27 protein-coding genes and 1 riboswitch are annotated in these 25,273 nt (G+C 72.2%); of the genes, 15 read left to right on the forward strand and 12 right to left on the reverse strand.

The genetic code is table 11. The features are described 5' to 3' along the window. Positions 1-25 precede the first annotated feature (25 nt). The 4 genes from ACIHEI_RS32830 to ACIHEI_RS32845 all read right to left on the reverse strand — a co-directional run bounded on the left by ACIHEI_RS32830 (position 26) and on the right by ACIHEI_RS32845 (position 4,033). Positions 26-193 (reverse strand): hypothetical protein, encoded by a 168-nt coding sequence (locus ACIHEI_RS32830; RefSeq protein WP_387642715.1) that lies wholly within the window; start codon positions 191-193, stop codon positions 26-28. A gap of 29 nt (positions 194-222) precedes the next feature. Further along, on the reverse strand, positions 223-2,391 hold the full coding sequence (locus ACIHEI_RS32835) for an MMPL family transporter (RefSeq protein WP_387642714.1): 2,169 nt from the start codon (positions 2,389-2,391) through the stop codon (positions 223-225). Positions 2,392-2,532: 141 nt separating this feature from the next. Further along, the gene (locus ACIHEI_RS32840; RefSeq protein ID WP_396609268.1) at positions 2,533-2,922 is read right to left on the reverse strand and encodes a DUF302 domain-containing protein; all 390 of its coding nucleotides are present in this window, start codon (positions 2,920-2,922) and stop codon (positions 2,533-2,535) included. Positions 2,923-3,082: 160 nt separating this feature from the next. Further along, entirely contained in the window at positions 3,083-4,033 is a 951-nt protein-coding gene (locus ACIHEI_RS32845; protein WP_392953384.1) for a cytochrome c oxidase assembly protein, read from the reverse strand. 218 nt (positions 4,034-4,251) lie between these two features. Here ACIHEI_RS32845 and ACIHEI_RS32850 point away from each other — a divergent pair, with 218 nt between their 5' ends. Continuing rightward, a complete protein-coding gene (locus tag ACIHEI_RS32850) occupies positions 4,252-5,559 on the forward strand; it encodes an FtsW/RodA/SpoVE family cell cycle protein (RefSeq protein WP_396609269.1) in 1,308 nt (435 codons plus the stop codon). A 115-nt stretch (positions 5,560-5,674) separates the two neighbouring features. Here the strand turns inward: ACIHEI_RS32850 and ACIHEI_RS32855 are convergent, their stop codons facing one another. From ACIHEI_RS32855 to ACIHEI_RS32865, 3 genes are all read right to left on the reverse strand, one after another. After that, on the reverse strand, positions 5,675-7,063 hold the full coding sequence (locus ACIHEI_RS32855; RefSeq protein WP_396609270.1) for an FAD-dependent oxidoreductase: 1,389 nt from the start codon (positions 7,061-7,063) through the stop codon (positions 5,675-5,677). Between the two features lie 189 nt (positions 7,064-7,252). Beyond that, the gene (locus ACIHEI_RS32860; protein WP_396609271.1) at positions 7,253-7,891 is read right to left on the reverse strand and encodes an MSMEG_1061 family FMN-dependent PPOX-type flavoprotein; all 639 of its coding nucleotides are present in this window, start codon (positions 7,889-7,891) and stop codon (positions 7,253-7,255) included. 42 nt (positions 7,892-7,933) lie between these two features. After that, positions 7,934-8,185 carry an SCO4226 family nickel-binding protein gene (locus tag ACIHEI_RS32865; protein ID WP_387642708.1) on the reverse strand — a complete coding sequence of 84 codons (252 nt, stop codon included), beginning with the start codon at positions 8,183-8,185 and terminating at the stop codon, positions 7,934-7,936. A 149-nt stretch (positions 8,186-8,334) separates the two neighbouring features. After that, positions 8,335-8,462: riboswitch (FMN riboswitch) on the forward strand. Positions 8,463-8,645: 183 nt separating this feature from the next. Between ACIHEI_RS32865 and ACIHEI_RS32870 the strand changes: the two genes are divergently transcribed. The 10 genes from ACIHEI_RS32870 to ACIHEI_RS32915 all read left to right on the forward strand — a co-directional run bounded on the left by ACIHEI_RS32870 (position 8,646) and on the right by ACIHEI_RS32915 (position 17,062). Beyond that, positions 8,646-9,305, forward strand: a complete 660-nt coding sequence (locus ACIHEI_RS32870) for a riboflavin synthase (protein WP_396609272.1) — start codon at positions 8,646-8,648, stop codon at positions 9,303-9,305. A gap of 38 nt (positions 9,306-9,343) precedes the next feature. Continuing rightward, positions 9,344-9,937 (forward strand): nicotinamide riboside transporter PnuC, encoded by a 594-nt coding sequence (locus ACIHEI_RS32875; RefSeq protein WP_396609313.1) that lies wholly within the window; start codon positions 9,344-9,346, stop codon positions 9,935-9,937. Further along, a complete protein-coding gene (locus ACIHEI_RS32880) occupies positions 9,934-11,199 on the forward strand; it encodes a bifunctional 3,4-dihydroxy-2-butanone-4-phosphate synthase/GTP cyclohydrolase II (RefSeq protein ID WP_387642706.1) in 1,266 nt (421 codons plus the stop codon). Before ACIHEI_RS32875 ends, ACIHEI_RS32880 begins: the two co-directional genes overlap by 4 nt. 46 nt (positions 11,200-11,245) lie before the next feature. Then, on the forward strand, positions 11,246-11,731 hold the full coding sequence (gene ribH, locus ACIHEI_RS32885) for a 6,7-dimethyl-8-ribityllumazine synthase (RefSeq protein WP_392953373.1): 486 nt from the start codon (positions 11,246-11,248) through the stop codon (positions 11,729-11,731). Between the two features lie 105 nt (positions 11,732-11,836). Next, positions 11,837-12,109: a phosphoribosyl-ATP diphosphatase gene (locus tag ACIHEI_RS32890; protein WP_387642704.1), complete on the forward strand. Its 273-nt coding sequence runs from the start codon at positions 11,837-11,839 to the stop codon at positions 12,107-12,109. Positions 12,110-12,150: 41 nt separating this feature from the next. Beyond that, positions 12,151-12,999: an ATP phosphoribosyltransferase gene (gene hisG, locus ACIHEI_RS32895; protein WP_387642703.1), complete on the forward strand. Its 849-nt coding sequence runs from the start codon at positions 12,151-12,153 to the stop codon at positions 12,997-12,999. 58 nt (positions 13,000-13,057) lie between these two features. Continuing rightward, positions 13,058-13,513: a PH domain-containing protein gene (locus ACIHEI_RS32900; protein WP_387642702.1), complete on the forward strand. Its 456-nt coding sequence runs from the start codon at positions 13,058-13,060 to the stop codon at positions 13,511-13,513. Between the two features lie 238 nt (positions 13,514-13,751). Continuing rightward, a complete protein-coding gene (locus tag ACIHEI_RS32905; protein WP_387642701.1) occupies positions 13,752-15,092 on the forward strand; it encodes a hemolysin family protein in 1,341 nt (446 codons plus the stop codon). Then, positions 15,089-16,138, forward strand: a complete 1,050-nt coding sequence (locus tag ACIHEI_RS32910) for a hemolysin family protein (RefSeq protein ID WP_396609273.1) — start codon at positions 15,089-15,091, stop codon at positions 16,136-16,138. The genes ACIHEI_RS32905 and ACIHEI_RS32910 overlap by 4 nt, the downstream gene beginning before the upstream one ends. Before the next feature lie 141 nt (positions 16,139-16,279). Next, positions 16,280-17,062, forward strand: a complete 783-nt coding sequence (locus tag ACIHEI_RS32915; RefSeq protein ID WP_396609274.1) for a hypothetical protein — start codon at positions 16,280-16,282, stop codon at positions 17,060-17,062. Positions 17,063-17,068: 6 nt separating this feature from the next. Here ACIHEI_RS32915 and ACIHEI_RS32920 read toward each other — a convergent pair whose 3' ends face one another. Beyond that, positions 17,069-17,956, reverse strand: coding sequence for an SDR family NAD(P)-dependent oxidoreductase (locus ACIHEI_RS32920; protein ID WP_396609275.1), 888 nt, complete (start codon positions 17,954-17,956; stop codon positions 17,069-17,071). 68 nt (positions 17,957-18,024) lie between these two features. On the opposite strand from ACIHEI_RS32920, the gene ACIHEI_RS32925 reads away from it, so the two are divergent. Further along, entirely contained in the window at positions 18,025-18,675 is a 651-nt protein-coding gene (locus tag ACIHEI_RS32925; RefSeq protein ID WP_396609276.1) for a TetR/AcrR family transcriptional regulator, read from the forward strand. 15 nt (positions 18,676-18,690) lie between these two features. Here ACIHEI_RS32925 and ACIHEI_RS32930 read toward each other — a convergent pair whose 3' ends face one another. Beyond that, positions 18,691-19,191 carry an SgcJ/EcaC family oxidoreductase gene (locus ACIHEI_RS32930; RefSeq protein ID WP_396609277.1) on the reverse strand — a complete coding sequence of 167 codons (501 nt, stop codon included), beginning with the start codon at positions 19,189-19,191 and terminating at the stop codon, positions 18,691-18,693. A 61-nt stretch (positions 19,192-19,252) separates the two neighbouring features. Here ACIHEI_RS32930 and ACIHEI_RS32935 point away from each other — a divergent pair, with 61 nt between their 5' ends. Further along, positions 19,253-19,717: a MarR family winged helix-turn-helix transcriptional regulator gene (locus tag ACIHEI_RS32935; protein WP_392953353.1), complete on the forward strand. Its 465-nt coding sequence runs from the start codon at positions 19,253-19,255 to the stop codon at positions 19,715-19,717. A 24-nt stretch (positions 19,718-19,741) separates the two neighbouring features. Here ACIHEI_RS32935 and ACIHEI_RS32940 read toward each other — a convergent pair whose 3' ends face one another. The 3 genes from ACIHEI_RS32940 to ACIHEI_RS32950 all read right to left on the reverse strand — a co-directional run bounded on the left by ACIHEI_RS32940 (position 19,742) and on the right by ACIHEI_RS32950 (position 22,984). Beyond that, positions 19,742-21,565, reverse strand: coding sequence for an AAA family ATPase (locus tag ACIHEI_RS32940; RefSeq protein WP_396609314.1), 1,824 nt, complete (start codon positions 21,563-21,565; stop codon positions 19,742-19,744). 316 nt (positions 21,566-21,881) lie between these two features. Next, positions 21,882-22,505: a uridine kinase gene (locus tag ACIHEI_RS32945; RefSeq protein ID WP_396609278.1), complete on the reverse strand. Its 624-nt coding sequence runs from the start codon at positions 22,503-22,505 to the stop codon at positions 21,882-21,884. A gap of 77 nt (positions 22,506-22,582) precedes the next feature. After that, entirely contained in the window at positions 22,583-22,984 is a 402-nt protein-coding gene (locus ACIHEI_RS32950) for a hypothetical protein (protein ID WP_387642694.1), read from the reverse strand. A gap of 207 nt (positions 22,985-23,191) precedes the next feature. Here ACIHEI_RS32950 and ACIHEI_RS32955 point away from each other — a divergent pair, with 207 nt between their 5' ends. Further along, positions 23,192-23,632, forward strand: a complete 441-nt coding sequence (locus tag ACIHEI_RS32955; RefSeq protein WP_387642693.1) for an Lrp/AsnC family transcriptional regulator — start codon at positions 23,192-23,194, stop codon at positions 23,630-23,632. A 26-nt stretch (positions 23,633-23,658) separates the two neighbouring features. After that, entirely contained in the window at positions 23,659-25,272 is a 1,614-nt protein-coding gene (locus ACIHEI_RS32960; RefSeq protein WP_396609279.1) for an amidohydrolase, read from the forward strand. Position 25,273 lies beyond the last annotated feature (1 nt).

A 25,273-nucleotide genomic window follows, 5' to 3' on the forward strand; every position in this document is an offset into this window, starting at 1 on the left:
GGGAATCAGCGGCCGAAGGCGGGGCTCAGCGGCCGAAGATGCGGCTCAGCCAGGAGCCGGAGGCGGCCTTGTCGGCCGGGGTGCAGGAGCAGCGCTGGGACTTGGGGATTCCGGCGAGGACCTGCTCGACGTGCATGCCGCAGCCGGCGTAGGAGGGCTTGTTGCAGGTCTTGCAGGTGGTGCGACGGCACATGGGGGTGGGTCCTTTCGGGGGAGGGGGTGTCAGGAGTGCGAGAAGGGGATGTTGGGGAGGACGCGGTCCAGCCAGCGGGGGGTGTGCCAGGCGGCGCGGCCGGTCAGGCGGAGCAGGACGGGCAGCAGCACCAGGCGGACCAGGGCGGCGTCCAGCAGCACGGCGACGCCGAGCACGATGCCCATCTCCTTGGGCGGCAGCGGGCCGGAGATGGCGAAGGTGAAGAACACCGCGACCATCACGGCGGCCGCCGCGAAGATCACCCGGCCGGAGTGGGCCAGTGCGCCGACCATCGCCTTGCGCGGGTCGCCGGTGCGCTCGTACTGCTCCTTGGCGGAGGCCAGCAGGAAGACCGTGTAGTCCATCGCGATCGCGAAGATCATCGCGAAGAAGAACACCGGTGCCCAGCCGTCCAGGAAGCCCTGCGGGGTGAAGCCCAGCAGTCCGGAGCCGTGGCCGTCCTGGAAGACCAGCCGGGCGACGCCGAACGCCGCGCCGGTGGACAGCAGGCTGGCGGCGGTGCCGAGCGCCGCGATCAGCGGGGCGCGCAGCGCGAACAGCAGCAGGACGAAGCCGAGCACCATCACGACGCCGATGACCAGCGGGGTCTTCTCGGTCAGCAGGTGCTGCAGGTCGAGGTTCTCCACCGCCGCGCCGCCGACCAGGGTGTGGTCGGGCAGTTCGGCGCGCAGCGTGTTCACGGTGTGGCCCAGCTGCGGGTCGGACGGGTCGACGGACGGGACGGCCTGGATCATCGACAGGTTGGTGCCGTCGGCGGCGGGCATCGCGGGCATCACACCGGCGATTCCGGGGGTGCCGGCGACGGTCTGCGCGGTGGCGGCGGCCTGGTCGGTGGGGGTGAGGATCTGCAGGGTGCCGGGGGCGCCGGCGCCGAACGCCTCCTGGACGGCGGTGTAGCCGGCCCGGGCGCTGGCGTCGCCGGGCAGCACGTTGATGGACGGCATCGCGGTGCGCAGGCCGATCACCGGCGCGGCCAGTGCCAGCAGCGCGACCAGGGCGAGCGCGCCCCAGCGCAGCGGCTGCTTCCACAGCCGCTCGCCCCAGGCGGCGAACCGCGGCGAGGTCTGCGCCTCGCGCTTGGCCCACGGCAGCGAGACGGCGTCGACGCGGTGGCCCAGCTTGCCGAGGACGGCGGGCAGCAGGGTCAGGGTGGCGCCCAGCACGAACAGCACGGCCAGCATGATGCCGCCGGCCATCGAGCGGAACGCGGGGGACGGGACCAGCATCACGGCGGACAGGCTGACCAGCACGGTGGCGCCGGAGAGCAGCACGGCCTTGCCGGCGGTGTCCATGGTCTCCGCGACCGCCCGTGAACTGTCGCTTCCGCGTTCGGAGTTGGCGCGTGCGGCGCGGAACCGGACGACCAGGAACAGGGCGTAGTCGATGCCCAGCGCGAGGGCGAACATCATGGCGAAGTTCATCGCCCAGATGGAGACCGGGAACAGGTGGCTGATCAGCACCAGCGAACCGGCCGAGGCGGCGAGGCCCGCCATGGTCAGCAGCAGCGGCAGTCCGGCGGCGACCAGCGAGCCGAACGCCAGCACCAGGATGGCCAGGGTGACCGGCCAGGACATGATCTCGGACTTCATCATCGCGTCGTGGTTGGCGGTGTTGAAGTCGCTCCACAGCACGGACGCGCCGGTCGCGGTGACGTCCACGCCGTTCCCGGACAGTTCGCGCAGCGGTTCCTTCAGGTCGTCGGCGGCGCGCACCATGTCGTCCGGCGAGGCGTTGGCGCCGGCCAGCAGCACGGCGGTGCGGCCGTCCTGGCTGATCGTCGCACCGGGCTGCGGCGGGACGACGGTGGAGATCCGGGAGTCGGCGGAGGCCAGCGTGGTGGCCCGGTCGACCACCTGCTGCACGCCGGGGTCGGTCACCGGGCGGTCGGCGTGCACCACGATCTGGATCGCGGAGGAGGCGTTGCCCGCGAAGTGCTCCTCGGCGAGGGTGCGGACCTTCACCGAGTCGGAGCCGTTGGCCTGCCAGCCCGCGCCGGAGAGCGCGGTGGTGACCTTCGGGGCGAACGCGCCGAGGCCGATCACGATGATCAGCCAGCCGACCAGCACGGTCTTGAAGTGGTGGACGGACCAGACGCCGAGGCGGCCGAGCAGCCCGTCCTTGGGCGGGGCGACGGCGGGGGGCGCGGAGGCGGCCGGCGCGGGGGCGGAGCGGTTCACAGGTGCTTCTCCAAGCGGGCGGGGGGTCCGCCGATTTCAAGGGTAATACCTAGGGGGGTATATGCGGGGGCAGGCGGGGGCCAGGTGCACATACGTGGGGAGGCAGGGGGCGTGGGGGCGCCCCCTGCCGAGGTTTTGGCGTCAGGCCTTCAGCGCGGCCAGCGCGGCGCGCAGCTTGGCGGCGGCCTCGTCGGCCACCTCGCCGAGCTCGGGACGGCCGGTGAACTGCACCATCAGCTGCGGGTCCATGGCCTCGACCAGGATGCCGCCGCCGATGTCGCGCAGCACCACGTTGCACGGCATCATCAGGCCGACCCGGCGGTCGACCTCCAGGGCGCGGTGCGCGACCGGCGGGTTGCAGGCGCCGAGGATCAGGTAGTCCTCCATCCCGACGCCGAGCTTGGCCTGCATGGTGGCCGTCATGTCGATCTCGGTGAGGATGCCGAAGCCCTGCGCGGCGAGGGCCGCGCGGACCCGGTCGGCCGCGTCCTTGAACGGGCCGTTCAGGATGGCGGTGAAGTCGTCGGTCATGTCGCCGAGCCTCTCTGGTCAGTGCCGCGGTTTGTCCGTGTTGTGGGGCTTCGATACCCCCGAGGGTATTTCAGCGTACGTCGGTTGCAACCGGAGGGGTGGGAGGCGCATTCCCGGGCGCGCCGGGTGAGCTGCGTCTCACCCGGCCGCCGGGCGGCGATCAGCGGCCGTAGCGGTGGCGCAGGTTGGGGTCGTCCAGCCACCACGGGCGGTCGCCCGCCTCGGCCTCGCCGGTCTCGACGGCCACGGTCCGGGCCTGTTCGGCGGCGTCCAGTGCGGCGTCCACCGCGGCGGTCTCGGTGCGGCCGGTGACGATCAGGCGGCGGATCAGGGCGACCAGGAAGGGCAGGCCGACCACGTCGCCGAGGATCCAGATCGCGTTGCCGCCGACGAACTGGTCGCGGGCCAGTGACGGGCCCCAGTCGCGGGCCACGCCCGCGTAGTACGGCTCGGCGATCACGTGGCCGCCGTACAGCAGCACCAGGGCCAGTGCCGCGTCGAAGATCACCTCGACGAAGCTGATCACCACGCCGATCATCAGCGGATACTCGCGCGCCACCGGGTCCAGCTGCAGGCGCGGCCAGAAGTACAGCAGGCCGAGCAGGACGAGTACCAGGTGGAAGCCGATGTTCCCGGCCGTGCTGGTCAGCGTCTCGGTGTACCAGGGCGTGAAGTACAGCAGCCACGGCGGCACGATCAGCAGCACCGTGGACACCAGCGGGAACATCAGCACCCGGGACGTTCGGCCGCCGAGCACGCCCCGCAGCCGCTCCCGGCCGGCCGGCGACAGGGTGTCGGCCAGCAGCGAGACGGGGGCGCCGAGCGCCAGCAGCAGCGGGACCAGCATCAGCAGCAGCACCAACTGCACGGCGCGGTCGGTGAACAGCACCCGCTCGTACACGCCGAGGCCGGAACTGGTGGTCCACACCCACACCGCCAGCCCGCCGAGGAACGCCGCCGTGCGGTACCACGGCCAGCCGCCGCGCCGCCGGACGCCCACCAGGTAGCTGCCGGCCAGCAGCACGGTCAGGGCGGCGACCGCCGGTTCCAGGGTCCAGGTGTCGGCCAGCGCCGACCAGTGCCAGGGCGCGACGGCCGCGGGGTGGGACATGGCGGTGGCTCTCCTTGCTCTCGCTCTCGGCCGCGGCGCCCGGCGGGCGGAACCGGAGCGGGATGCCCGGCGTCGTCGCAGCGCCGGATCCGTGCAAGGATCCGGCATTGAAGTTCTACACGCCTGTAGAAAAAAACTGAGAGGGGGGCCGGGTGGGACGCGCGATACGGAGCGCCGGCAGCCGCGCTGCCACGCGCCGCCGGAACATCGAACTCGGCATGCTGGCACTCGCGGTGACGGTCTGCCTGGTCGGCTGGTGCACCGCGAACCTGGCCCTCCGCGGCACCCTCCCGCCCGGCCTGCTGCCCTACGGCGCGGGACTGACCGCCCTCGCCGCCGTCCTGCACCTCGTCGTGCGACGCTTCGCCCCCTACGCCGACCCGTTGATCCTCGCCTTGGCGGTGCTGCTCACCGGCTTCGGCCTGGTCCTGCTCGACCGCCTCGACTACTCGTACGCGATCTGGCACGCCCAGAAGGGCGACTGGCAGAAGATCCCCGCCGCGCCCAGCCAGGTGCAGTGGACGGTGATCGCCATGGTGGTGGCCGGCGTGCTGCTGGCCGTGGTCAAGCACCACCGACTGTTCCAGAAGTACGTCTACCTGATCATGGCGGGCGCGCTCGTCCTGCTGGCCGCGCCCGCGTTCTTCCCCGGCGACAGCTTCGGCGCCAAGCGCTGGATCCGGCTCGGCGGCCTCTCCTTCGAACCCGACGAGTTCGTCAAGGTCGCCATCGCGGTGTTCTTCGCCGGCTACCTGACCGCCAACCGGGACGCGCTCGCGCTCACCGGCCGCAAGGTCTGGGGCGTCAACCTGCCGCGCGGCCGCAACCTCGGGCCGGTACTGGCGATCTGGGCGGTCAGCCTGCTGGTGCTGATCTTCGAACGCGACCTCGGCACCTCGCTGATCTTCTTCGGGGTGTTCGTGGTGATGCTCTACACCGCCACCGAACGCACCGGCTGGGTACTGATCGGCCTGCTCATGGCTGCCGCCGGCGCGTCCGTGGTCGGCGACCTGGAACCGCACGTGCACGGCCGCGTCGAGGCCTGGCTGCACCCGCTCGACTACTACAAGGAGCACCACAACCCCGCGCTCATCTCCGACCAACCCGCACAGGCGATGTTCAGCCTCGGCAGCGGCCACCTCCTGGGCACCGGCCTGGGCCAGGGAAAACCCTTCCTGATCGGGTTCGCGGGGCGCAGCGACTTCATCTTCACGACCATCGGCGAAGAACTCGGCCTGGCCGGCGCCATGGCCGTCCTGCTGGTCTACGGCCTCTTCGTCCAGCGCGCCCTGCGCACCGCGATCGCCCTCACGGACCCGTTCGGCAAACTCCTCGCCACCGGCCTGGCCTCCGCGGTCGTCCTCCAGGTCTTCGTGGTGGTCGGCGGCGTCACCGGCCTGATACCCCTCACCGGCAAGGCCCTGCCGTTCCTCGCCGCAGGCGGCTCCTCACTGACGGCGAACTGGCTGCTCACGGCCTTGCTGATCAAGCTCTCCGACGGGGCCGGCCGAGCACAACTGGCGTAAGCCAGGGGCGCGGGGAACTGCGCGAAACGGAAGGACCGGACCGCAAGATCGCGACGCACGACAGTGACTTGCACGTGCTGGCGACCTCACGGACCGGTCTGCGCTCGTCGCGCGGCTACTGCGGGTTGCGGTCCGTCGCCCGGTCGCTCGCCGAGGCGTCCAGCATCGCGACCCGGTCCACCACCTTCACCCGTTCGCGGCCCGAGGCAGCGCCGAGGGCCTTCTCGTGGGCGTCGAGCCGCTGCCACCCCTCCCAGGTGGTGAAGTCGACGCCGCGCGAGCGCAGGAAGTCGACGACGGCGTCCTCAGCGGGCTCGGCGGCCGGCCGCAGGGAGCCGGAGGCGTGGTCGGCGACCAGGCAGGCGATGGTCTCGTTGGCGTCGCCCTTGGTGTGGCCGATCAGGCCGACGGGGCCGCGCTTGACCCAGCCGGTGACGTAGACGGACGGCAGGTGGGTGCCGTTCTCGTGGACGCGGCCGGCGGCGTGCGGGACCGTCGAGGAGAGGGCGTCGAACGGCAGCTTCGGCAGCTCGTCGGAGCGGTAGCCGACCGCGCGGTAGACCGCCTGGACGGGCCACTCGCGGAAGGTGCCGGTGCCGACCGTGTTGCCGGTGCCGTCGAGCGCGGTGCGTTCGGTGCGCAGGGCGACGACCCGGCCGTCCTCGCCGAGGACCTCGACGGGGTTCTCGAAGAAGTGCAGGTGGATGCGGTGCGGCCGGTCGCCGATGTCGCGGATCGCCCAGTTCTCGAGCGTCGAGGCGACCATGTCGGCCTGCTTGTTGGCGCGCCGGGTGGCGATCGAGGCGTCGTCGTAGTCGATGTCCTCGGGGTCGACGATCACCTCGATGGTGGGGGAGTGGTCGAGTTCGCGGAGTTCCATCGGGGAGAACTTGGCCTGCGCGGGGCCGCGCCGTCCGAACACGTGGACCTCGCGCGCGCGGTTCGCGGCCAGGCCGTCGTAGACGTTCGGCGGGATCTCGGTGGGCAGCAGTTCGTCCGCGGTCTTGGCGAGCACCCGGGCGACGTCCAGGGCGACGTTGCCGACGCCGAGGACGGCGACCTGTTCGGCCTCCAGCGGCCACTCGCGCGGGACTTCGGGGTGGCCGTCGTACCAGGAGACGAAGTCCGCGGCGCCGTAGGAGCCGTCGAGTTCGATGCCCGGTATCGCCAGGTCGCGGTCGGCCTCGGCGCCGGTGGCGAAGACCAGGGCGTCGTAGAAGCGGTGGAGTTCGTCGAGGGAGAGGTCGCCGGGGTAGTCGACGTTGCCGAGCAGGCGGACCTGCGGCTTGTCGAGGACCTGGTGGAGGGCCGTGACGATGCCCTTGATCCGCGGGTGGTCGGGGGCGACGCCGTAGCGGATCAGGCCGAAGGGGGCGGGCAGCCGCTCGATCAGGTCGATGGACACGCCGGGGGCGGTGGCCAGTTCGGACTTCAGCAGGGCGTCGGCGGCGTAGATCCCGGCGGGGCCGGCACCGACGATGGCCACCCGGACGGGGCGGGACATGGGCAGGTACTCCTGTTCGGCTCTGGGCGCGTACCGCCAGCCTTCCGGCGTGCGGGCGCGCCCGGTACGGTGCTTCGGCTTATGCCGTCATAAGCCGAAGCTATGTCTCCCCAAAGTTCCGCCTATGCGGCGTCTCTGTGCCCTCCAGCATGCACGAGCCGCCGCACCACCCTCCCCGGCGGGTCCGGCTCACTCGTAACGCAGCCGCAGCGACTCCTCCTCGGAGGCCAGGATGTGCTCCAGCGTCAGCTCCGGGTCGCCCAGGTGGGAGAGCGTGACCTCGGCGGACGTGGGTGCCGCGTCGGCGGGCAGCCACTGCTCGGGGCGCCAGGCCGAGCTGCGCATGAGCGCCTTCGGGCAGTGCTGGTAGACCTCGTCCGTCGCGACCACGATCGCGGTACGCGGCGGCTTGCCGACCGGGGTCAACCGCTCCAGCAGCTCGGGGTCCTCGCTGATGCAGGCCCGGCCGTTGACGCGCAGGGTGGACGCCCGGCCGGGGACGAGGAAGATCAGCCCGGCCTTTCCGGTGGCGATGATGTTGTGCGTGCTGTCGAGGCGGCGGTTGCCGGTGGCGTCCGGGATGGCGATGGTCCGCTCGTCCAGGACGGAGACGAAACCGGGCGGGCCGCCGCGCGGGGTGGCGTCGCAGTTGCCGTCCGCGTCGGCGGTGGCGAGGAACACCAGCGAGGAGCAGCCGATCAGCCGGCGCGCCGCGTCGTGCAGGTGGTCGACCTGCTTGCGCCGCACCAGCTCGCTCGGCTGCTCGTAGATGTCCCGGAGGCGGGCCGGGTCGCGGATCGCGTCCGCGGCGAGGGCGTCGAAGATCACGTGATCCGACACTACCCCCGCCCACCCGTCTGCGGGAGGGGGTCAGATCTGCAGCGGAACCGGGTGCACCTCGTCCGCCGGGTGCCCGGTGCGCTCGTGCACGCGCTGGACGGCCTCCTTGGACGGCGCGGACGACAGGCAGTAGACGGTGCCGGACTCCGGGTCGGCCCAGGCCTGCTGGAACTTCACACCCTCCTGCGCCTGCGCCGCCAGGTCCGCCTCGTGCGCGGCCTTCAACTGGTCGGCGGTGATGCCCTTCATCCCGTGGTGGACGTCCATGTACATCGTCGTCATCGTGGCTCAACTCCTCGGCCGGGAGCCACCGGTGCGAAAAGTGGCTCATTCCCACCCTGCGACCGCGACGTGAAGCAGGCCACAGGACACGTTCTTGCCTACGACGTCCATGCGCGTGCAAGAATGCTGGTGAAGTAGCAGTGACGTTCAGCGCACTCCGGGGTCGGTGAAATTCCGAGCCGGCGGTTACAGTCCGCGACCCGTCCGCCGCCAGCGGCCGGTTGACCAGGTGAAATTCCTGGACCGACGGTTAAAGTCCGGATGGGAGGCGTGCGCGGCGGACAGGTGTGTTCACACCACGGCCCAGGGCCGGGGTGCGGACGCACGGCTTTTCGGCGTCGAACCCGTGCCACGACCACGCCGGTCGGGGCTTCGCGGGGGCGTTCCCGGCTTGCCACGTCCGCAGTCAACTCCCTATCGCCGCCCCGGAGTCCGCGCCTCTAGCGCGAGGAGAACCCGGGTGTTCACCGGCATCATCGAAGAGCTCGGCGAGGTCGTCTCCATCGAGGAGATCGGCGAATCCTCGCGGATCCGCCTACGCGGCCCACTGGTCACCGCGGACGTCCGCCACGGCGACTCCGTCGCGGTCAACGGCGTGTGTCTCACCGTCGTCGACGACAGCGAACAACTCGCCAAGCACGAGGGCGAGTTCAGCGCCGACGTGATGCGCGAGACGCTCCGCCGCTCCAGCCTCGGCGCGCTGCGCCCCGGCTCGCGGGTCAACCTGGAACGGGCGATGGCGCTCGGTGACCGGCTCGGCGGCCATCTGGTGCAAGGCCACGTCGACGCCACCGGCACCCTGCTCTCGCGCGACCCGGGCGACCTGGACGCGGACGGGAATCCGCGCTGGGAGGTGCTGCGTTTCTCCCTGCCACAGCCGATTTCGCGCTACCTGGTGGAGAAGGGGTCGATCACCGTGGACGGAGTGAGCCTCACCGTGGTCGAGGCCGCCCGCGACACCTTCACCGTCTCATTGATCCCCGCCACGCTCGCCCTGACCACGCTCGGGGTGAAGGCGGTGGGCGACCCCGTCAACCTTGAGGTGGACGTGCTCGCCAAGTACGTGGAACGACTGCTCGAGAACCGTGCACTGCCCGACACCCTGGGGGAAACCAAGTGAGCGTGCTGACCGACAGCTTCACCGTCTTCGGCGAGCAGATGAAGGTGGCCGACGTGGTCGGCAACCTGATAGGACTCGGCGCCCTGGCCCTGGGCTGGCGCCGCTCCGTGCTCACCTGGCCCGCCCAGTTGCTGGCCGGCGCCGTGCTGATCAGCGCGTACCTCGGTGCGCACATGCCCGGACTGATCGGCAAGCAGGTGATCGTCATCGTGACCGCGATCTGGGGCTGGACCCAGTGGAACCGTGGTCGCCGAGACACCGGCGACATCGAGGTCCGGTTCGCCGACTGGAAGCAGCGCACCGTGCTGATCACGGCCACCGCGGCCGGCACCGCCGCCGTCGCCTGGCTGTTCAGCGTCGAGAACCTGTCCTGGAACCCGCTGCTGGACGCGTACATCTTCACCGGCACGCTGGCCGCGATGTACGCGCAGGCCAAGGGCTGGGTGGAGTTCTGGTTGGCCTGGATCGCCGTCGACGTGATCAGCGTGCCGTACGCCTACACCCACCACCTCGTGTTCACCGCGTTCACCTTCACCATCTACTTCGGCCTGGTGGTGGCCGGCCTGGTCAGCTGGTGGACGAAGGCCCGTACCGTCCGAACCGTCCCGCTCGCCAAGGAAGTTGCCGCATGAGTGCCGACCAGCCCGAAGAACCCCTCGCACTCGACCCGGTGGAACGCGCCATCGCCGACATCGCGCTCGGCCGCGCCGTGATCGTGGTCGACGACGAGGACCGCGAGAACGAGGGCGACATCATGTTCGCCGCGTCCGCCGCCACCCCCGAACTGATGGCCTTCACCGTCCGCTACAGCTCCGGCGTGATCTGCGTCCCGATGACCGGCGAGGACCTCGACCGGCTCAAGCTGCCGCCGATGACCCACGTCAACGAGGACCGCAAGGGCACCGCCTACGCCGTCTCGGCGGACGCCCGCGAGGGCGTGGACACCGGCATCTCCGCCGCCGACCGGGCCCGCACCGTCCGGCTGCTGGCCTCGCCCGGCACCGAAGCCGGCGACCTCACCCGGCCCGGCCACGTCTTCCCGCTGCGGGCCGTGGACGGCGGCGTGCTGGTGCGCCCCGGGCACACCGAGGCCACCGTCGACCTGGTCCGGCTGGCCGGCCTCGCCCCCGCCGGGGCGATCGCCGAGGTCGTCAACGACGACGGCAGCATGGCCCGGCTGCCCGAACTGCACGCCTTCGCCCGCGAGCACGGCCTGGCGATCATCTCCATCGCGGACCTGATCGCCTACCGGCGCCGCACCGAACTGCACGTCGACCGCGCCGCCGTCACCGCACTGCCCACCGACCACGGCGAGTTCACCGCCGTCGGCTACCGCGGCACCCTCGACGGCGCCGAGCACCTGGCCCTGGTGGCCGGCGGCCTGGACGCCGACGGGAAGATCCCCGAGGGCGAGGACGTGCTGGTGCGGGTGCACTCCGAGTGCCTGACCGGCGACGTGTTCAGCTCGCTGCGCTGCGACTGCGGCCCGCAGCTGCACGCCTCGCTGCGCGCCGTCGCCGACGCCGGCCGCGGCGTGGTGCTCTACCTGCGCGGCCACGAGGGCCGCGGCATCGGCCTGGCCCACAAGCTGCGCGCCTACGAGCTCCAGGAGCAGGGCCGCGACACCGTCGACGCCAACCTCGACCAGGGGCTGCCCGTCGACGCCCGCGACTACTCGATCGCCGCGCAGATGCTCGCCGACCTCGGCGTGCGCTCGCTCACCCTGCTCTCCAACAACCCGGCCAAGCAGACCGCGCTCACCGAGCACGGCCTGAAGGTCGCCGCGCGCCGCCCGCTGCCCACCGCCACCGGAGCGCACAACCTGCGCTACCTGCGTACCAAGCGCGACCGGATGGGTCACGACCTGCCGTGGCTCGAGGACGACAGCAAGTAACCGTAGTAACAAGTGTTCTGACGCACCGTCGAAAGAGGATCGTGACATGGCCGGCCACGGATCACCCAACCTGTCCCTGAAGAACTGCGCCGACCTGCGGGTCGCGATCATCGCCGCGCAGTGGCACGAGCAGGTGATGAACGGACTGCTGGACGGCGCGCACCGCGCGCTGAAGGAGGTCGGGATCGAGGCGCCGACCGTGGTGCACGTCCCCGGCACCTTCGAACTTCCGGTCGCTGCCAAGCAGTTGGCCGGCCGCGGGTACGACGCGATCGTGGCGCTGGGCGTGGTGCTGCGCGGCGGCACCGCGCACTTCGACTACGTCTGCCAGGGCGCGACGCTCGGCCTGACCCAGGTCGCGGTGGACACCGGCGTCCCGATCGGCTTCGGCGTGCTGACCTGCGACACCGAGGATCAGGCGCTGGACCGCGCCGGGCTGCCCGACTCCGTCGAGGACAAGGGACACGAGGCGGCCACCGCCGCCGTCGCCACCGCCGCGGCGCTGCGCGAGGTGGTCGAGCCCTGGCGTTGAAATGGTCATCGCACCGTGGACGGTCCGTCTCGATGTCCAACGGACTGTCCACGGTGCGGAACCGTTTACCGCCCGTCAGCCCGCACCCCGTAAGGTGAGGTCATCATGGCTTCCAAGACATTCGAGGCGCTCTTCACCGAGCTCCAGCAGAAGGCCGCCACCGGCGACCCCGAGACCTCCCGTACCGCCCAGCTCGTGCAGCAGGGCGTTCATGCCATCGGCAAGAAGGTCGTCGAGGAGGCCGCCGAGGTCTGGATGGCCGCGGAATACCAGTCGCCCGAAGAAGCGGCGGAGGAGATCTCCCAGCTCCTCTACCACGCCCAGGTGATGATGATCGCCCGCGGGCTGACGCTCGAAGACGTCTACAAGTACCTGTAAATCCCCACCACCGCACGCAGTCGACGAAGGGTTCGCCTCTCATGCTCCGCATCGCCGTCCCCAACAAGGGTTCGCTCTCGGGTCCCGCGGCGGAGATGCTCCATGAGGCCGGATACCGGCAGCGCAAGGACGCCAAGGAACTCGTCCTGGTCGACCCGGACAACCAGGTCGAGTTCTTCTTCCTGCGCCCGCGCGACATCGCCGTCTACGTCGGCTCCGGCCGGCTCGACGTCGGCATCACCGGCCGCGACCTGCTGCTGGACTCCGCCTCGGTCGCCGAGGAGGTGCTCGCGCTCGGCTTCGCCGCCTCGACCTTCCGGTTCGCCAGGCCGGTCGGCGCCGAGATCTCCACCGTCCAGGACCTGGACGGCCTGCGGATCGCCACCTCCTACACCGGCCTGGTCGAGCAGCACCTCGCCGAGCACGGCGTGAAGGCCACCGTCACCAAGCTGGACGGCGCCGTGGAGACCGCCGTGCACCTGGGTGTCGCCGAGGTGATCGCCGACGTGGTGGAGACCGGCACCAGCCTGCGCAACGCCGGCCTCGAGGTGTTCGGCGACCCGATCCTGGTCTCCGACGCCGTGGTGATCCGGCCCAAGGGCGCCGGCGAGGACCCCGCCGTCGAGCAGTTCCTGCGCCGCCTGCAGGGCGTGCTGGTGGCCCGCCGCTACGTGCTGATGGACTACGACATCAAGGCCGAGAACGTCGGCGCGGCCGTCGCGCTCACCCCCGGCCTGGAGTCGCCGACCGTCTCGCCGCTGCACACCGCGGGCTGGGTCGCGGTCCGCTCCATGGTGCTCCGCAAGGAGGCCCAGCGGATCATGGACGACCTGTGGGCGATCGGCGCCCGCGCCATCCTGGTCACCAACATCCACGCCTGCCGCATCTGATCCGACCTCGGGCGGGGTCCACCTCTCCGGTGGCCCCGCCCTTCTCCGGGAGCCACCCGTGTCTGTGTCCACCCCCGCCTCCGCCGTCCTGCCCGTGACCTGGGCCCCCCGCCGCAACCGCGCCGTGCTGCTCACGCTGTGCGCCGTGATGGTGGTGCTGTTCACCGTGCTCGCCGTCGCGCTGCCGGAGAACTGGCTGTTCAGGGACCGGGCGATGATGGTGATCAGCGGACTGCTGTTCGCCGGGGTCGGACTGATGCTGGCCCGGCCCAAGGTGGTCGCCGACGCCGACGGGCTGACCGTGGTCAACTTCGTCCGCAGCCGCCGCCTGTCCTGGGCCGAGATCGTCCGGGTCAACCTCAAGCACGGCGACCCGTGGGTGATGCTCGACCTCGCCGACGGCACCGCGCTGGCCGCCGTCGGCATCCAGCCCGCCGGCGGCCGCGACCAGGCCGTCACGGCCGCCCGCACGCTGCGCGACCTGGTCGAGGAACACGGCGCGAAGCAGGCCTGACGAGCCCCCCGGCAGGCGGTCGAGCGGGGCCTGACGCGGGCCCCGGCCGTCCGCCGAGCAGGCCCCGAGAACCGTTCCGGTATCGTCTACGCTGGTAAAACCGCGGCAAAGCCCCCATGTGTCCAGCTTTCCGCGCCCACCCGCGACCTGAGGAGTGACACCTCCCCTCGATGGACGATCCGTCCGGTAGTACCCGCGCCGCCACGCACACTCCGAGCCAGAAAAGGCGGGCGGCCCGATGACCACCGCCTGGCTCCTGCTGCTCGCGGCATTCCTGCTCATCCTCGCCAACGGCCTGTTCGTGGCCGCCGAGTTCGCGTTCGTGACCGCTGACCGCGGCACCGTGGAACGCGCCGCGGCCACCGGTGACAGCCGGGCGAAGAGCCTCTCCAAGGCCCTGCACCAGCTGTCCTTCCAGCTCTCCGGCGCCCAGCTCGGCATCACCATCACCTCACTGGTGGTCGGCATGCTCGCCGAGCCGGCGCTGTCCACCCTGCTCTCGCCGGTGTTCACCGCCGTCGGCCTGCCCGACGCGGCGGCCCGCGGCACCGCGCTGATCGTCGGCCTGGTGCTCGCCACCGTGCTGCAGATGGTGATCGGCGAACTCGTCCCGAAGAACTGGGCGATCTCCCACCCGATGCAGGTCGCCTACGCCGTGGTCGGACCGCAGCGCGTGTTCTCCGCCGCCTGCCGCCCGCTGATCGCGTTCCTGAACGGCTCCGCCGACCGGATCGTCCGGGCCTTCGGCGTCGAACCGCAGGAGGAACTCGGTCACGCCCGCACCGCCGACGAACTCGTCGCGCTCGCCCGGCACTCCTACCAGGCCGGCGCGATGGACGAGGAGTCGACCGTGCTGTTCGTGCGCACCCTCGGCCTGCGCGAGCTGACCGCCGAATCCGTGATGACCCCGCGGATCGACGTCTCCGCGCTCCAGGAGGACGCCACCGCCGGCGACGTGCTCAACCTCACCCGGGCCACCGGGCTGAGCCGCTTCCCGGTGTACAGCGACAGCCTGGACAACGTCACCGGCACCGTCACGCTCAAGGACGCCCTCGCCGTCCCCGCCGCGCGCCGCGACCACACCAAGGTCCGGCACCTGGCCTCTCCGCCGCTGCTGGTCCCCGAGACGCTGCCCGTCGAGCGGCTGCTCGACCTGCTGCGCGGCCGCGAACCGATGGCCGTGGTGGTCGACGAGTACGGCGGCACCGCCGGCGTCGCCACCATCGAGGACATCGTCGAAGAGGTGGTCGGCGAGGTCCAGGACGAGCACGACCCCGAGGACACGCCCGACCTGCGCCCGCTCGAGCCGCAGGACGGACTGCCGGTCTGGGACGCCGACGGCCGGGCCCGGCTCGATCAGCTCGCCAAGATCGGCCTGCACGCCCCCGACGGACCGTACGAGACCCTCGGCGGACTGCTCTCCGACCTGCTCGGCAAGCTCCCCGCCGTCGGCGAGAGCGCCGAACTGCCGGACTGGAAGCTGACCGTGACCGCCGTCGACCGGCACCGCACCAGCCGGGTCGAGGTGCGCCGCATCCACTCCGAGAACGAGAACGACGACCAGGACGGTCACCGATGAGCGCCCTGCAACTCGCCTTCTCGCTGTTCCTGCTGCTCGGCAACGCGTTCTTCGTCGGCGCCGAGTTCGCCGTCATCTCGGTGCGCCGCAGCCAGATCGAACCGCTCGCCGAGGCCGGCGACAAGCGCGCCCGCACCGTGCTGCACGCGCTGTCCAACGTCTCCGCGATGCTGGCCGCCGCCCAGCTCGGCATCACCGTCTGCTCGCTGCTGCTCGGCGCGCTCGCCGAGCCGACCATCGCGCACCTGCTGGAGCCCGTCTTCCACGCGGTCGGCGTGCCCGACTCGGCGATGCACCTGCTCAGCTACGCCATCGCGCTCAGCCTGGTGGTGTTCCTGCACATGGTGATCGGCGAGATGGTGCCGAAGAACCTGGCGCTGGCCGGACCGGAGAAGGCCGTGCTGTGGCTCGGCCCGCCGCTGGACCGCCTCGCCCGCTGGCTGGCCCCGGCGATCAGCTTCCTGAACGCCTTCGCCAACGGCGTGCTGCGGCTGTTCCGGGTCGAGCCCAAGGACGAGGTCAACTCGGTGTTCACCAGCGAACAGCTGCTGCACCTGCTGGCCGACTCCGGCGAGGCCGGCCTGCTGGACGACACCCGCCGCGAACGCCTGGAGGACGCCCTGGAGATGGGCAGCCGCCCCGTCACCGAGGTGCTGCTGCCCGCCGACCAGCTGGTCACCGTCGGCCGGGACGTCACCGCCGAGCAGATCCAGGAACTGGCCGTCCGCACCGGCTTCTCGCGCTTCCCGGTCACCGACGAACAGGACGCCGTGCTCGGCTACCTGCACGTCAAGGACTCGCTGGAGGTCGACGACCTGACCGCGCCCGTCCCCGACCGGCTGTGGCGGCCGATCACCGTGCTGCGCCCCGGCCTGCCGCTGGACGACGCGCTCGCCGCGATGCGCCGCGCCGCCGCCCACCTGGCCGCCGTGGTCGACGCGGACGGCAACCAGCTCGGCCTGGTCGCCCTGGAGGACGTCCTGGAGGAACTGGTGGGCGAGGTCCACGACCCCGACCACCGCCCCCCGTCGGCCACCCAGCGCTGACCACCCGCCCCGGCCCCGTCGCAGTCAGCTGCGGCGGGGCCGAGGCGTGTCCCAAACCGGGTGCGGGGCCCGATCGGCCGCTGACATACTGCGTCGGCCGATTGCCCACGGACCGGCCGGTCCGCCACCGGAGGAACCCCGATGTCCAGCTTCGACGTGCTCGTCGTCCTGCCGCCGATGCCGCCCGAGCAGTACGAGGCCGCGCTGGCCGAGGTGATGGAGCCGTACAACGCCCAGGACGGCAGGTACGACGCGGAGGACCCCAACGGCGTCCCCTGGGTGGAGGAGCTGAGGGCGGGCGGGGCGCTGCCGCAGGGCGTCGAACTGACCTGGGCGCAGGTCGCCGACGCGTACAACGCGGCCCACGGGTACGAACTGCCGCACGACAAGGCGCTGTACCTCGACGGGAACGGCCGGGGGTTCTGGCAGCGGGAGTGGAACCCGAACGGCCAGTGGGACCGCAAGCTCCAGGGCCGGCTCGAGGGCCGGTACTTCCTGCACCGGCCGGAGGCGGTCGGCGACCCGCGGCTGTGGAACAGCTGGTTCGAGGGACACCCCGACCGTGACCCGCTGCTCGGGCTGCCCTGGCGCTGCGACGGCGGCCCGCGCGGCCTGCTGGACTTCGACGCGCTGCGCGACGCCCTCGGCCGGCGCGCCGGGGAGGACTACGACGCGTGGCTGCCCGGCCGCGGCGACGATCCGATGAAGTGGCCGGTCCGATTCGCCGGAGGCCGGGCCGAGACCGTCGCCGAGGCCCGCGCCTCCGCCGTCGCCGGCTTCGCGCTGCTGCGGCTGGACGGCACCTGGACCGACTACCTCGACTGGCCCCGCGACAATCCCGAGGGCTACCAGCAGTACGTCGACGCCTACCTGGACGCCATCGACCCGGATGCCGTGGTGCTGGCCGTCAACTGCCACTGCTGACCGGGCTCACCGCGCCGCCGGCAGCTCCACCGGGTACGGCTCGGCGAAGTCGGCGGAGCGGCTGACCTGCTCCCAGGCGGTGGCCTCGGCGAGCTGGCGGCGGGAGTACTCGAGGGCCATGGTCACCGCGTTGACGCCGAGCAGCAGGTGGCTGGGGAGCTCGCCGCCGCGGACCGTGCGGACGATGATCTCGGCGGCGCGCTCCGGGTCGCCGGCGGCCCCGGCCTCGCCCTGGCGCATCCGGCGGTTCATCGCGCCGACCGTCTGGTCGTAGGCCTCGGGGACGGGGTGGGCGGTCATCGAGGCGCCCGCCCAGTCGGTGGCGAAACCGCTCGGCTCGACCACCAGGTAGCGGATGCCGAACGGCGCGGTCTCGGTGGCCAGGGCGCGGGTGAAGCCGTCCACCGCGAACTTGGCGGCCTGGTAGGAGGCGATGCCGGGGGAGCCGCCGACCCGCCCGCCGACCGAGGAGAACTGCACGACGGTGCCCGACCCCTGGCGGCGCAGGGCGGGCAGCGCCGCCTTCGTCACGTGGTAGACGCCCCAGAAGTTGGTCTCGAACTGGGCGCGGAAGTCGGCGTCGTCCGAGGTCTCCACCGGCGAGACGTTCGCGTAGCCGGCGTTGTTCACCAGCACGTCGATGCGGCCGAAGCGGGCGAGCGCGGCGTCGATCGCCGCCTGCGCCGCGGCGGGGTCGGTGACGTCCAGCGGGACGGTGAGGACGCGGTCGCCGTACTCGGCCAGTTCCGCGGCGAGCGGCTCGGGGCGGCGGGCGGTGGCGACGACCAGGTCGCCCGCGTCGAGGACGGCGGTGACCAGGGCGCGGCCGAAGCCGCGGGACGAACCGGTGATGAACCAGACCTGCTGCTGGGTGGTGCGCGCTTCTTCGCTCATGGGTTTAGTACAACACTGTTCTCTTATTAACGCAACGCCGTTGCGTTAGTGACTCCTAGAATGGCCCCATGACTCAGCCAGCCTTCCAGCGTGCCCGCAGTGCCGAGGCCAAGCAGGCGCGCGAAGGAGCGATCCTGGACGCGGCCCGGGCGCTCGGCGAGGGGCGCGGCATCCGCGACGTCACGCTCACCGACATCGCCGCCGAGGTGGGCATGCACAAGTCGGCGCTGCTGCGGTACTTCGAGACCAGGGAGCAGATCTTCCTCGAACTCACCGCCCAGGGCTGGCGGGAGTGGTCCGGCGCGCTGCGCGCCGACCTCGCGGCCCGGGAGCGGGCCACGCCCGCCGAGGTCGCCGAGCTGCTCGCCGCCACGCTGTCGGCCCGCCCGATGTTCTGCGACCTGCTCGCGCAGGCCCCGCTCAACCTGGAGCGCAACGTCTCGCTGGAGGCGGTGCGCACCTTCAAGCTCGTCACGCTGGACGAAGTCGCCCTGATCGGCGCCGAGTTGAACCGCCTCCTGGGCCTGACGGAGCAGCAGGTGCTCGACCTGGCCGCCACCGCCACCGGCATGGCCGGCGCCCTGTGGCAGATGGCCACCCCCGGCCCGCGGCTCCAGGCCCTCTACGCGGGCGACCCCCGGCTCGGCCACGCGATCGTCGAGGTCGAACCCCGGCTGCGCCGCATCCTCACCGCCTTCCTGACCGGCACTTCGATATGAGGCGCGCCCGCCAGGTCAGCGGAGGGTGACCTGGCGGGCCCGGCCGATGCCGAGCCGGCGGGCGGTGCGGGTGGTCGCGCGGGACATCCGGGCGGGCACCGACTCCGGCTCGGGGATGGTGATCGGGCGCTGGCGGCCGTTCTGGATCGCCGCGATCCGCCACCCCTCGGCGGTGCGGACGCAGACGATGATCTGCCGGGACAGCCGGCGGCGGGGGAGCCGGCGGCGCCAGGGCATCAGCACTGAGCCGTTGCCGACCAGCACGGCCACCGAGTCGGTGACGAAGCGCAGCGACTCGATCCCGCCGACCAGCGCCGAACCGGCGATCACGCCGCGGAACAGCTTGTCGTGGTTGTCCGTCAGCCGCGGCCGCCCGGCCGCCCAACTCCCGTCGTACGACACGTAGTCGGCGTCCTCGGTGAAGAGCCGGCCGAAGCCCTCGGAGTCGGCCGCCGTCCAGGTGCGGCAGTACTCGGCGAACAGTGCGCGGAGCTCGTTCTCGGCGTTGCGTTCCATGGCGAAGGGAGCCCCCGTCCGGTAATATTTCGTTCGGCCGAACTAAATGTATGGAGGGCGCATGCAGCCGTCAAGGGACCAGCTCGTCTCCGAACTCGCCGACGCGGGAAGGGAGTTCAGCAATGCCGCGGTGATGTACCACGCGGCCGTCAGTGAACGGATGGGCCTGAGCCCGGTCGAGGAGAAGACACTGGACCTGATCCAGCGCGAGGCCCCGCTGAGCGCCGGCGACCTGGCCGCGCGCACCGGACTCGCCCCCGCCACGGTCTCCGGGCTGATCGAGCGGCTCGAACGCAAGGGCTTCATCCAGCGGGAGCGCGACTCCAAGGACCGGCGCCGCATCTTCCTGGCGGCCGCCCCCGACCTCGAAGCCCGCTTCGCCCCGCTGTTCGCCCCCTTCGCCGCCGGCCTCGCCGAGCTCTACCAGCAGTACCCGGACGCCGAACTCGCCACGATCCTCGACTTCCTGCGCCGCGCCGGCGACCTCCAGCGCGAGGCCACCCGGCAGATCGCCGAAGAGGCCTGACTCAGCAGTGCGGACCCGGGGACGTCAGTGCCGCCCGTCGATCAGCTCGCCGTACGCCTGGAGTAGATCCGGCAGCCGCAGCGTCGCCAGATCCTCCCGGGAGGGGACGCCGCGCTGGCCGGAGAGCCGCAAGTCCCGGTAGGCGCAGGACTTTTCGTACAGGGTGCGGATGAACCGGCCGTTGCCGAGCTGGTCGATCCAGCCCTCGGTGACCACGTGGCCGCAGATCGAGGTCAGCTCCTCGGCCGCGTCCACGTCCCACTCGTCGCCGTCCGTCCGCGCCAACTGGGCGCCGATCTCCGCGAGTTCGGCCGGGCGGTAGGACGGGAAGTCGACCCGGGTGGTGAACCGCGAGTTCAGGCCCGGGTTGGTCGCCAGCAGCCGGTTCATGCCCTCGGGGTAACCGGCCAGGATCACCACCAGCCGGTCCCGGTTGTCCTCGGCCCGCTTCAGCAGCACCTGCAGCGCCTCGTCGCCGAACGCGTCGCCCTTGCTGTAGCCGGAGTTGGCCAGCGAGTACGCCTCGTCGATGAACAGCACGCCGTCCAGCGCCGAGTCGATCAGCTCATTCGCCTTCACCGCCGTCTGCCCGAGGAACTCGCCCACCAGATCTGCTCGTTGGGCCTCCACCAGGTGATCCCCGGAGAGCAGGCCGAGCGCGTGGAAGACCCGGCCGAGGATCCGGGCCACCGTGGTCTTGCCGGTGCCCGAGGGGCCGGAGAACACGAAGTGCCGTTTCGGCGGCTGCACCGGCAGCCCCCGGTCCGCGCGCAGCCGCGCCATCCGCAACTGCGCCGACAGCGCCCGCACTTGACGCTTCACCGGATCGAGGCCGACCATCGCCTCCAGCTCCGCCAGCGCCTGGTCCAGCTCCAGCCGGGCGGCCGGCCCCGGGTTCGGCCCGGTGGGCGGAATCGCCGCCGCCGCGGGCCAGTTGCCCAGCCGCAGGGGTAACGGCGAAGGGCCGGACGCCCGTTCGGCCAGCTGCCCGCCGCGCGGCTCCCCGGCCGGCGGCTGGGCCCGCTCCGGCCCGCCGTCCTCCGCCGGATCGAACGCGCCATCCGCCAACTCGACGGCGGCCTCCACCGCGGCGCCCCGGTACTCGCCGTACGACTCGCCGTACGCCGCGCCGTCCAACAGCCCGTCCTCGGCGGAAATCGCCGCCAGCCGCTGCTCGGTGTCCATGAACGCCGGATCGGTCCGGTGCACCGCCCGGTACAGCGGCAGCGCCGCCGCGGTGCGCCCCGCACCCTCGTACGCCCGGCCCAGCCAGTAGCGCAACTCCTTGCGCTGCGGCTGCTCGGAGCGGCAGCGGGCCAGCGAGGCCGCCAGCGGGCGCTGCGCCTGCGCGCACATGTCGAGCCGGACCCGGGCCATCCCCGCGAACAGGCCGGCCTCGATGCCCAGCACCGGATCGTCCAACAACCGGTCGGTGTCCCGGATCAGCTGCTCCCAGTCCTTCAACAGGTAGCAGCGGCAGGCGTGCAGGAAACGCACCGCCGGCTCCTGCTCCGGCGTCGGACATGCCGTCAACGCCTGGTCCAGCTCGGTGAGATGACGCCCGTCCAGCCAGTGCGAGGCGTACGCCAGCGCGAGATCCTGCGCGCTCTCCAGCACCGGCTGCACCCACCAGCCCAGCCAGTACCAGGAACTGAGCGGACGGCGGTGCCGCTCGCGCTGCTCGCCGAACCGCTCCCGGTGCCGGTGCATCGCCAGCAGCGCGCCCGCGGTGTCGCTGCGCAGCGCGTGCAGGCCCAACCAGGCGTCCGCCATGCCGGGATCGATCCGCACCGCCGCCCGGAACTCCTCCTCGGCGCGGGCGTACGAGCCGGCCGTGTACGCGTCCATGGCACGCGACCAGGAGCGGTCGGCCTCCGGATCCGGCCCCGCCGCGGCGGGCCCCTTGCCGCCGGAACTCTCCACCGTCACTGACGCCCCCCGCCAGACCTCGGGCCGCTTACAAACGGGCCTGCGTGGGCATGGTACCGGCGCGGAGCTGATCCGTAAGGGTGCCGCGCGCGTCAAATGGCGCGAGACGATCGGGTGTTGGGGCGCGGGGCGCCGCCCGGCGCGAAGGAAAACGGCGTCTCCGACTCACGGGGGAACAAGTCGGAGACGCCGGTCTATGGTTGCGGATTCAACTGATTTCCGCGACAAGCAGAACTTAGATCCTGACGACGCCGCAGGTCAAGAGTGGTTCAACCGGTTCACTCAGGGTGTCCCCGACGATCCGCCCGGTGATCCCGTCGACCCGCAGCGAAGCGAACGGGCGGCTCGGATCGGCGGCGAAATGCGCCCGCTCCGCCGGCGCCCAACCCGCCCAGAACTCGGCCAGTTCCGGACCGTCGCGCAGCTCCCCGCGCGCCCGCGCCGCCGCCGCGTCCAGCTCCATCCACAGCAGCGCCGCCAGTGCCGGACGCACCGCCCGCCGGCCCGCGCCCACCCCCTCCAGCAGCACCACCGGGGCCGGCGGGACCTCGCGCACCGGGCCGAACTCCCGCGCCGTCCAGTCGTACACGCCGTGCCGGGCCGACTCGCCCCGCCCCAGCGGATCCAGCACCTGGGCCCGCAGGCGGCCCACCCAGCCGAACGGCTCCCGGTGGGTCGCCAGATCGTCCAGGTGTACCACCGGCGCACCGCCGAGCGCCGCCGCGAGCCGCCCCGCGAAGGTGGTCTTGCCGGAACCGGCGTGCCCGTCCACTGCGACCAGCCGCACCGGGCCCAGCGACGGCGGCAGCGCGAGCAGGCCCGCGGCCAGCGCGGACAGGTCGGGGAAGGCATCGCTCATCCGGCCAGCCTACGTGGCCGGGAAGGGCTCTCCCGGAGGGCGCCGGCCCCGCGGCACCCTCGACGGGATCCGGCGGTTCAGGCCGCCCGGCGGTCGCGCTGCGCGGGCACCAGCGCCCGCACCGCGCGGTGGGCACCCGCGTGCGAGAACGGCTGGGTGCGCCAGTCCAGCGCCGTCGGCAGCGTCACCAGGTTCTCCGGGCCGGCCTGCTCGGGCTGCTCCTCGGACTCCGGCAGGTCGGCCGTCGGCGCGCCGGTGCCCCGGCAGATCGCCGACTGGAAGGGGTTCCACGCGGAGGGCAGCACCGCGTGCTGCGGCAGCCGCTCCTCGTCCCCGATCAGGGCGATCGGACGGTCGCAGGCCGGGCAGTGCACCCGGACGATCTCCCAGTTGTCGGCCGCACCCGCGTCCGTCCCCAGGGACAGCTCGGGCGCGCCGGGTTCGTCCTCGACGTCGGAACGCTGGTCGGTGGAAGGCATCTGATCCCCCTCGGATCGGGCCGGAGTCACTCGTTGTCCGGGCCACCAGCAGCACTTCCCGCTGACGGCGTGTCATAACCCTGCGCTCCGGCGCACGGTGATGCACCACATGTGTTCCTCGCCACATTCCGTTGGCATGTGCCCCCCGAATGCGCCCCCAGCGAGCTCGCTGCACAGCCCGGTAAGGATCGAGTAGGTTGACGCCTTGTGGAGGAACTCGACCAGCGCATCGTCCGGCTGCTGCTGCAGGACGGACGGATGAGCTACACCGACCTGGGCAAGGCCACCGGCCTGTCCACCTCGGCCGTGCACCAGCGGGTGCGCCGCCTCGAGCAGCGCGGTGTCATCCGCGGCTACACCGCCATCGTCGACCCGGAGGCCGTCGATCTGGCGCTCACCGCGTTCATCTCGGTCAAGCCCTTCGACCCGAGCGCGCCCGACGACACCCCCGACCGGCTGGTCGGCCTCCCCGAGATCGAGGCCTGCCACAGCGTCGCCGGCGACGAGAACTACATCCTCAAGGTCCGGGTCCCCGGCCCCGGCGACCTGGAGGACCTGCTCGCCCGGATCCGCTCCGCCGCCGGCGTCTCCACCCGCACCACCGTCGTCCTCTCCACCCCGTACGAGGCCCGCCCCCCGAAGCTCTGACCGTCCGTAGTGCGAGACTGGTCGCCATGACCGAACGCACCGACCGGACCGTCCTGCTGCGCGGCGGCAACGTCTACAGCCCCGCCGACCCCTTCGCCACCGCCATGCTGGTCGAGGGCGAACACATCGCCTGGGTCGGCAGCGACGGAGCCGCCGAGGCGTACGCCGACGTCGCCGACGAGATCGTCGACCTCGCCGGCGCCCTGGTCACCCCCGCGTTCGTCGACGCCCACGTGCACGCCACCTCCACCGGCCTCGCCCTCACCGGCCTCGACCTGACCGCCTGCGCCTCGCTCGCCGACGCGCTCGCCGCGATCGCCTCCTTCACCGACGGCTTCGGCGACGGCATCCTGCTCGGCCACGGCTGGGACGAGACCCGCTGGCCCGAGCACCGCGCCCCGTCGCTCGCCGAACTCGACGCCGCCGCCGGCGGAGCCGCGCTCTACCTGTCCCGCACCGACGTCCACTCCGGCCTCGCCACCAGCGCCCTGCGCGCCCTCGTCCCGACGCTGGCCGACTGCGCCGGGTACGCCGCCGACGGCCCGCTCACCCAGGACGCCCACCACGCCGTCCGCCGCGCCGCCCTCGCCCACCTCACCGCCGCCCAGCGCCGCGACGCCCAACTCGCCACGCTGCGCCGCGCCGCCGAACTCGGCATCGGCGCGCTGCACGAGTGCGCCGGACCCGACATCTCCTCCGCCGAGGACCTTGCCGCGCTGCTCGCGCTGGCCGCCGAGACCGATGGCCCCGAGGTCTTCGGCTACTGGGGCGAGCTCGGCGCCGCGGGTGTCGAGACCGCCAAGCGGCTCGGCGCGGTCGGCGCCGGCGGCGACCTGTTCGTCGACGGCGCGCTCGGCTCGCACACCGCCTGCCTGCACGACAGCTACGCCGACACCGACCACACCGGCGTCGCCTACCTGACGGCCGAGCAGATCACCGAGCACGTCGCCGCCTGCACCGAGGCCGGCCTGCAGGCCGGGTTCCACGCCATCGGCGACGCCGCGATCACCGCCGTCGTCGAGGGCGTGCGCGCCGCCGGGGAGAAGGTCGGCGCCGAACGCGTCAAGGCGATGCGGCACCGCGTCGAGCACGCCGAGGCGCTCACCCCGGAGACCCTCGCCGCGTTCGCCGAACTCGGCCTGACCGCCTCCGTCCAGCCCGCCTTCGACGCCACCTGGGGCGGCCCCGACGGCATGTACGCCGAGCGTCTCGGCGCCGGACGCGCCGCGCAGCTCAACCCGTTCGCGGCGATGCTGCGGGCCGGTATTCCGCTGGCCTTCGGCTCCGACGCGCCCGTCACCCCCCTGGACCCGTGGGGCACCGTCCGGGCCGCCGCGTTCCACCGCACCCCCGAGCACCGGATCTCGGTGCGCGCCGCGTTCACCGCCCACACCCGCGGCGGCCACCGCGCCCTCGGCCACGACACCGACGGCGTGCTCGTCCCCGGCGCGGTCGCCTCCTACGCGGTCTGGGCCACCACCGACCTGGTCGTCCAGGCCCCCGACAACCGCATCGCCGGCTGGTCCACCGACCCGCGCTCCGGCACCCCCGGCCTCCCCGACCTCACCCCCGGCGAGCCCCTCCCCACCTGCCTGCGCACCGTCGTCCGCGGGCGGACGGTGCACACCCACCAGGCCTAAC

Source organism: Kitasatospora sp. NPDC051984, from assembly GCF_044593455.1.
Classification (GTDB): domain Bacteria; phylum Actinomycetota; class Actinomycetes; order Streptomycetales; family Streptomycetaceae; genus Kitasatospora.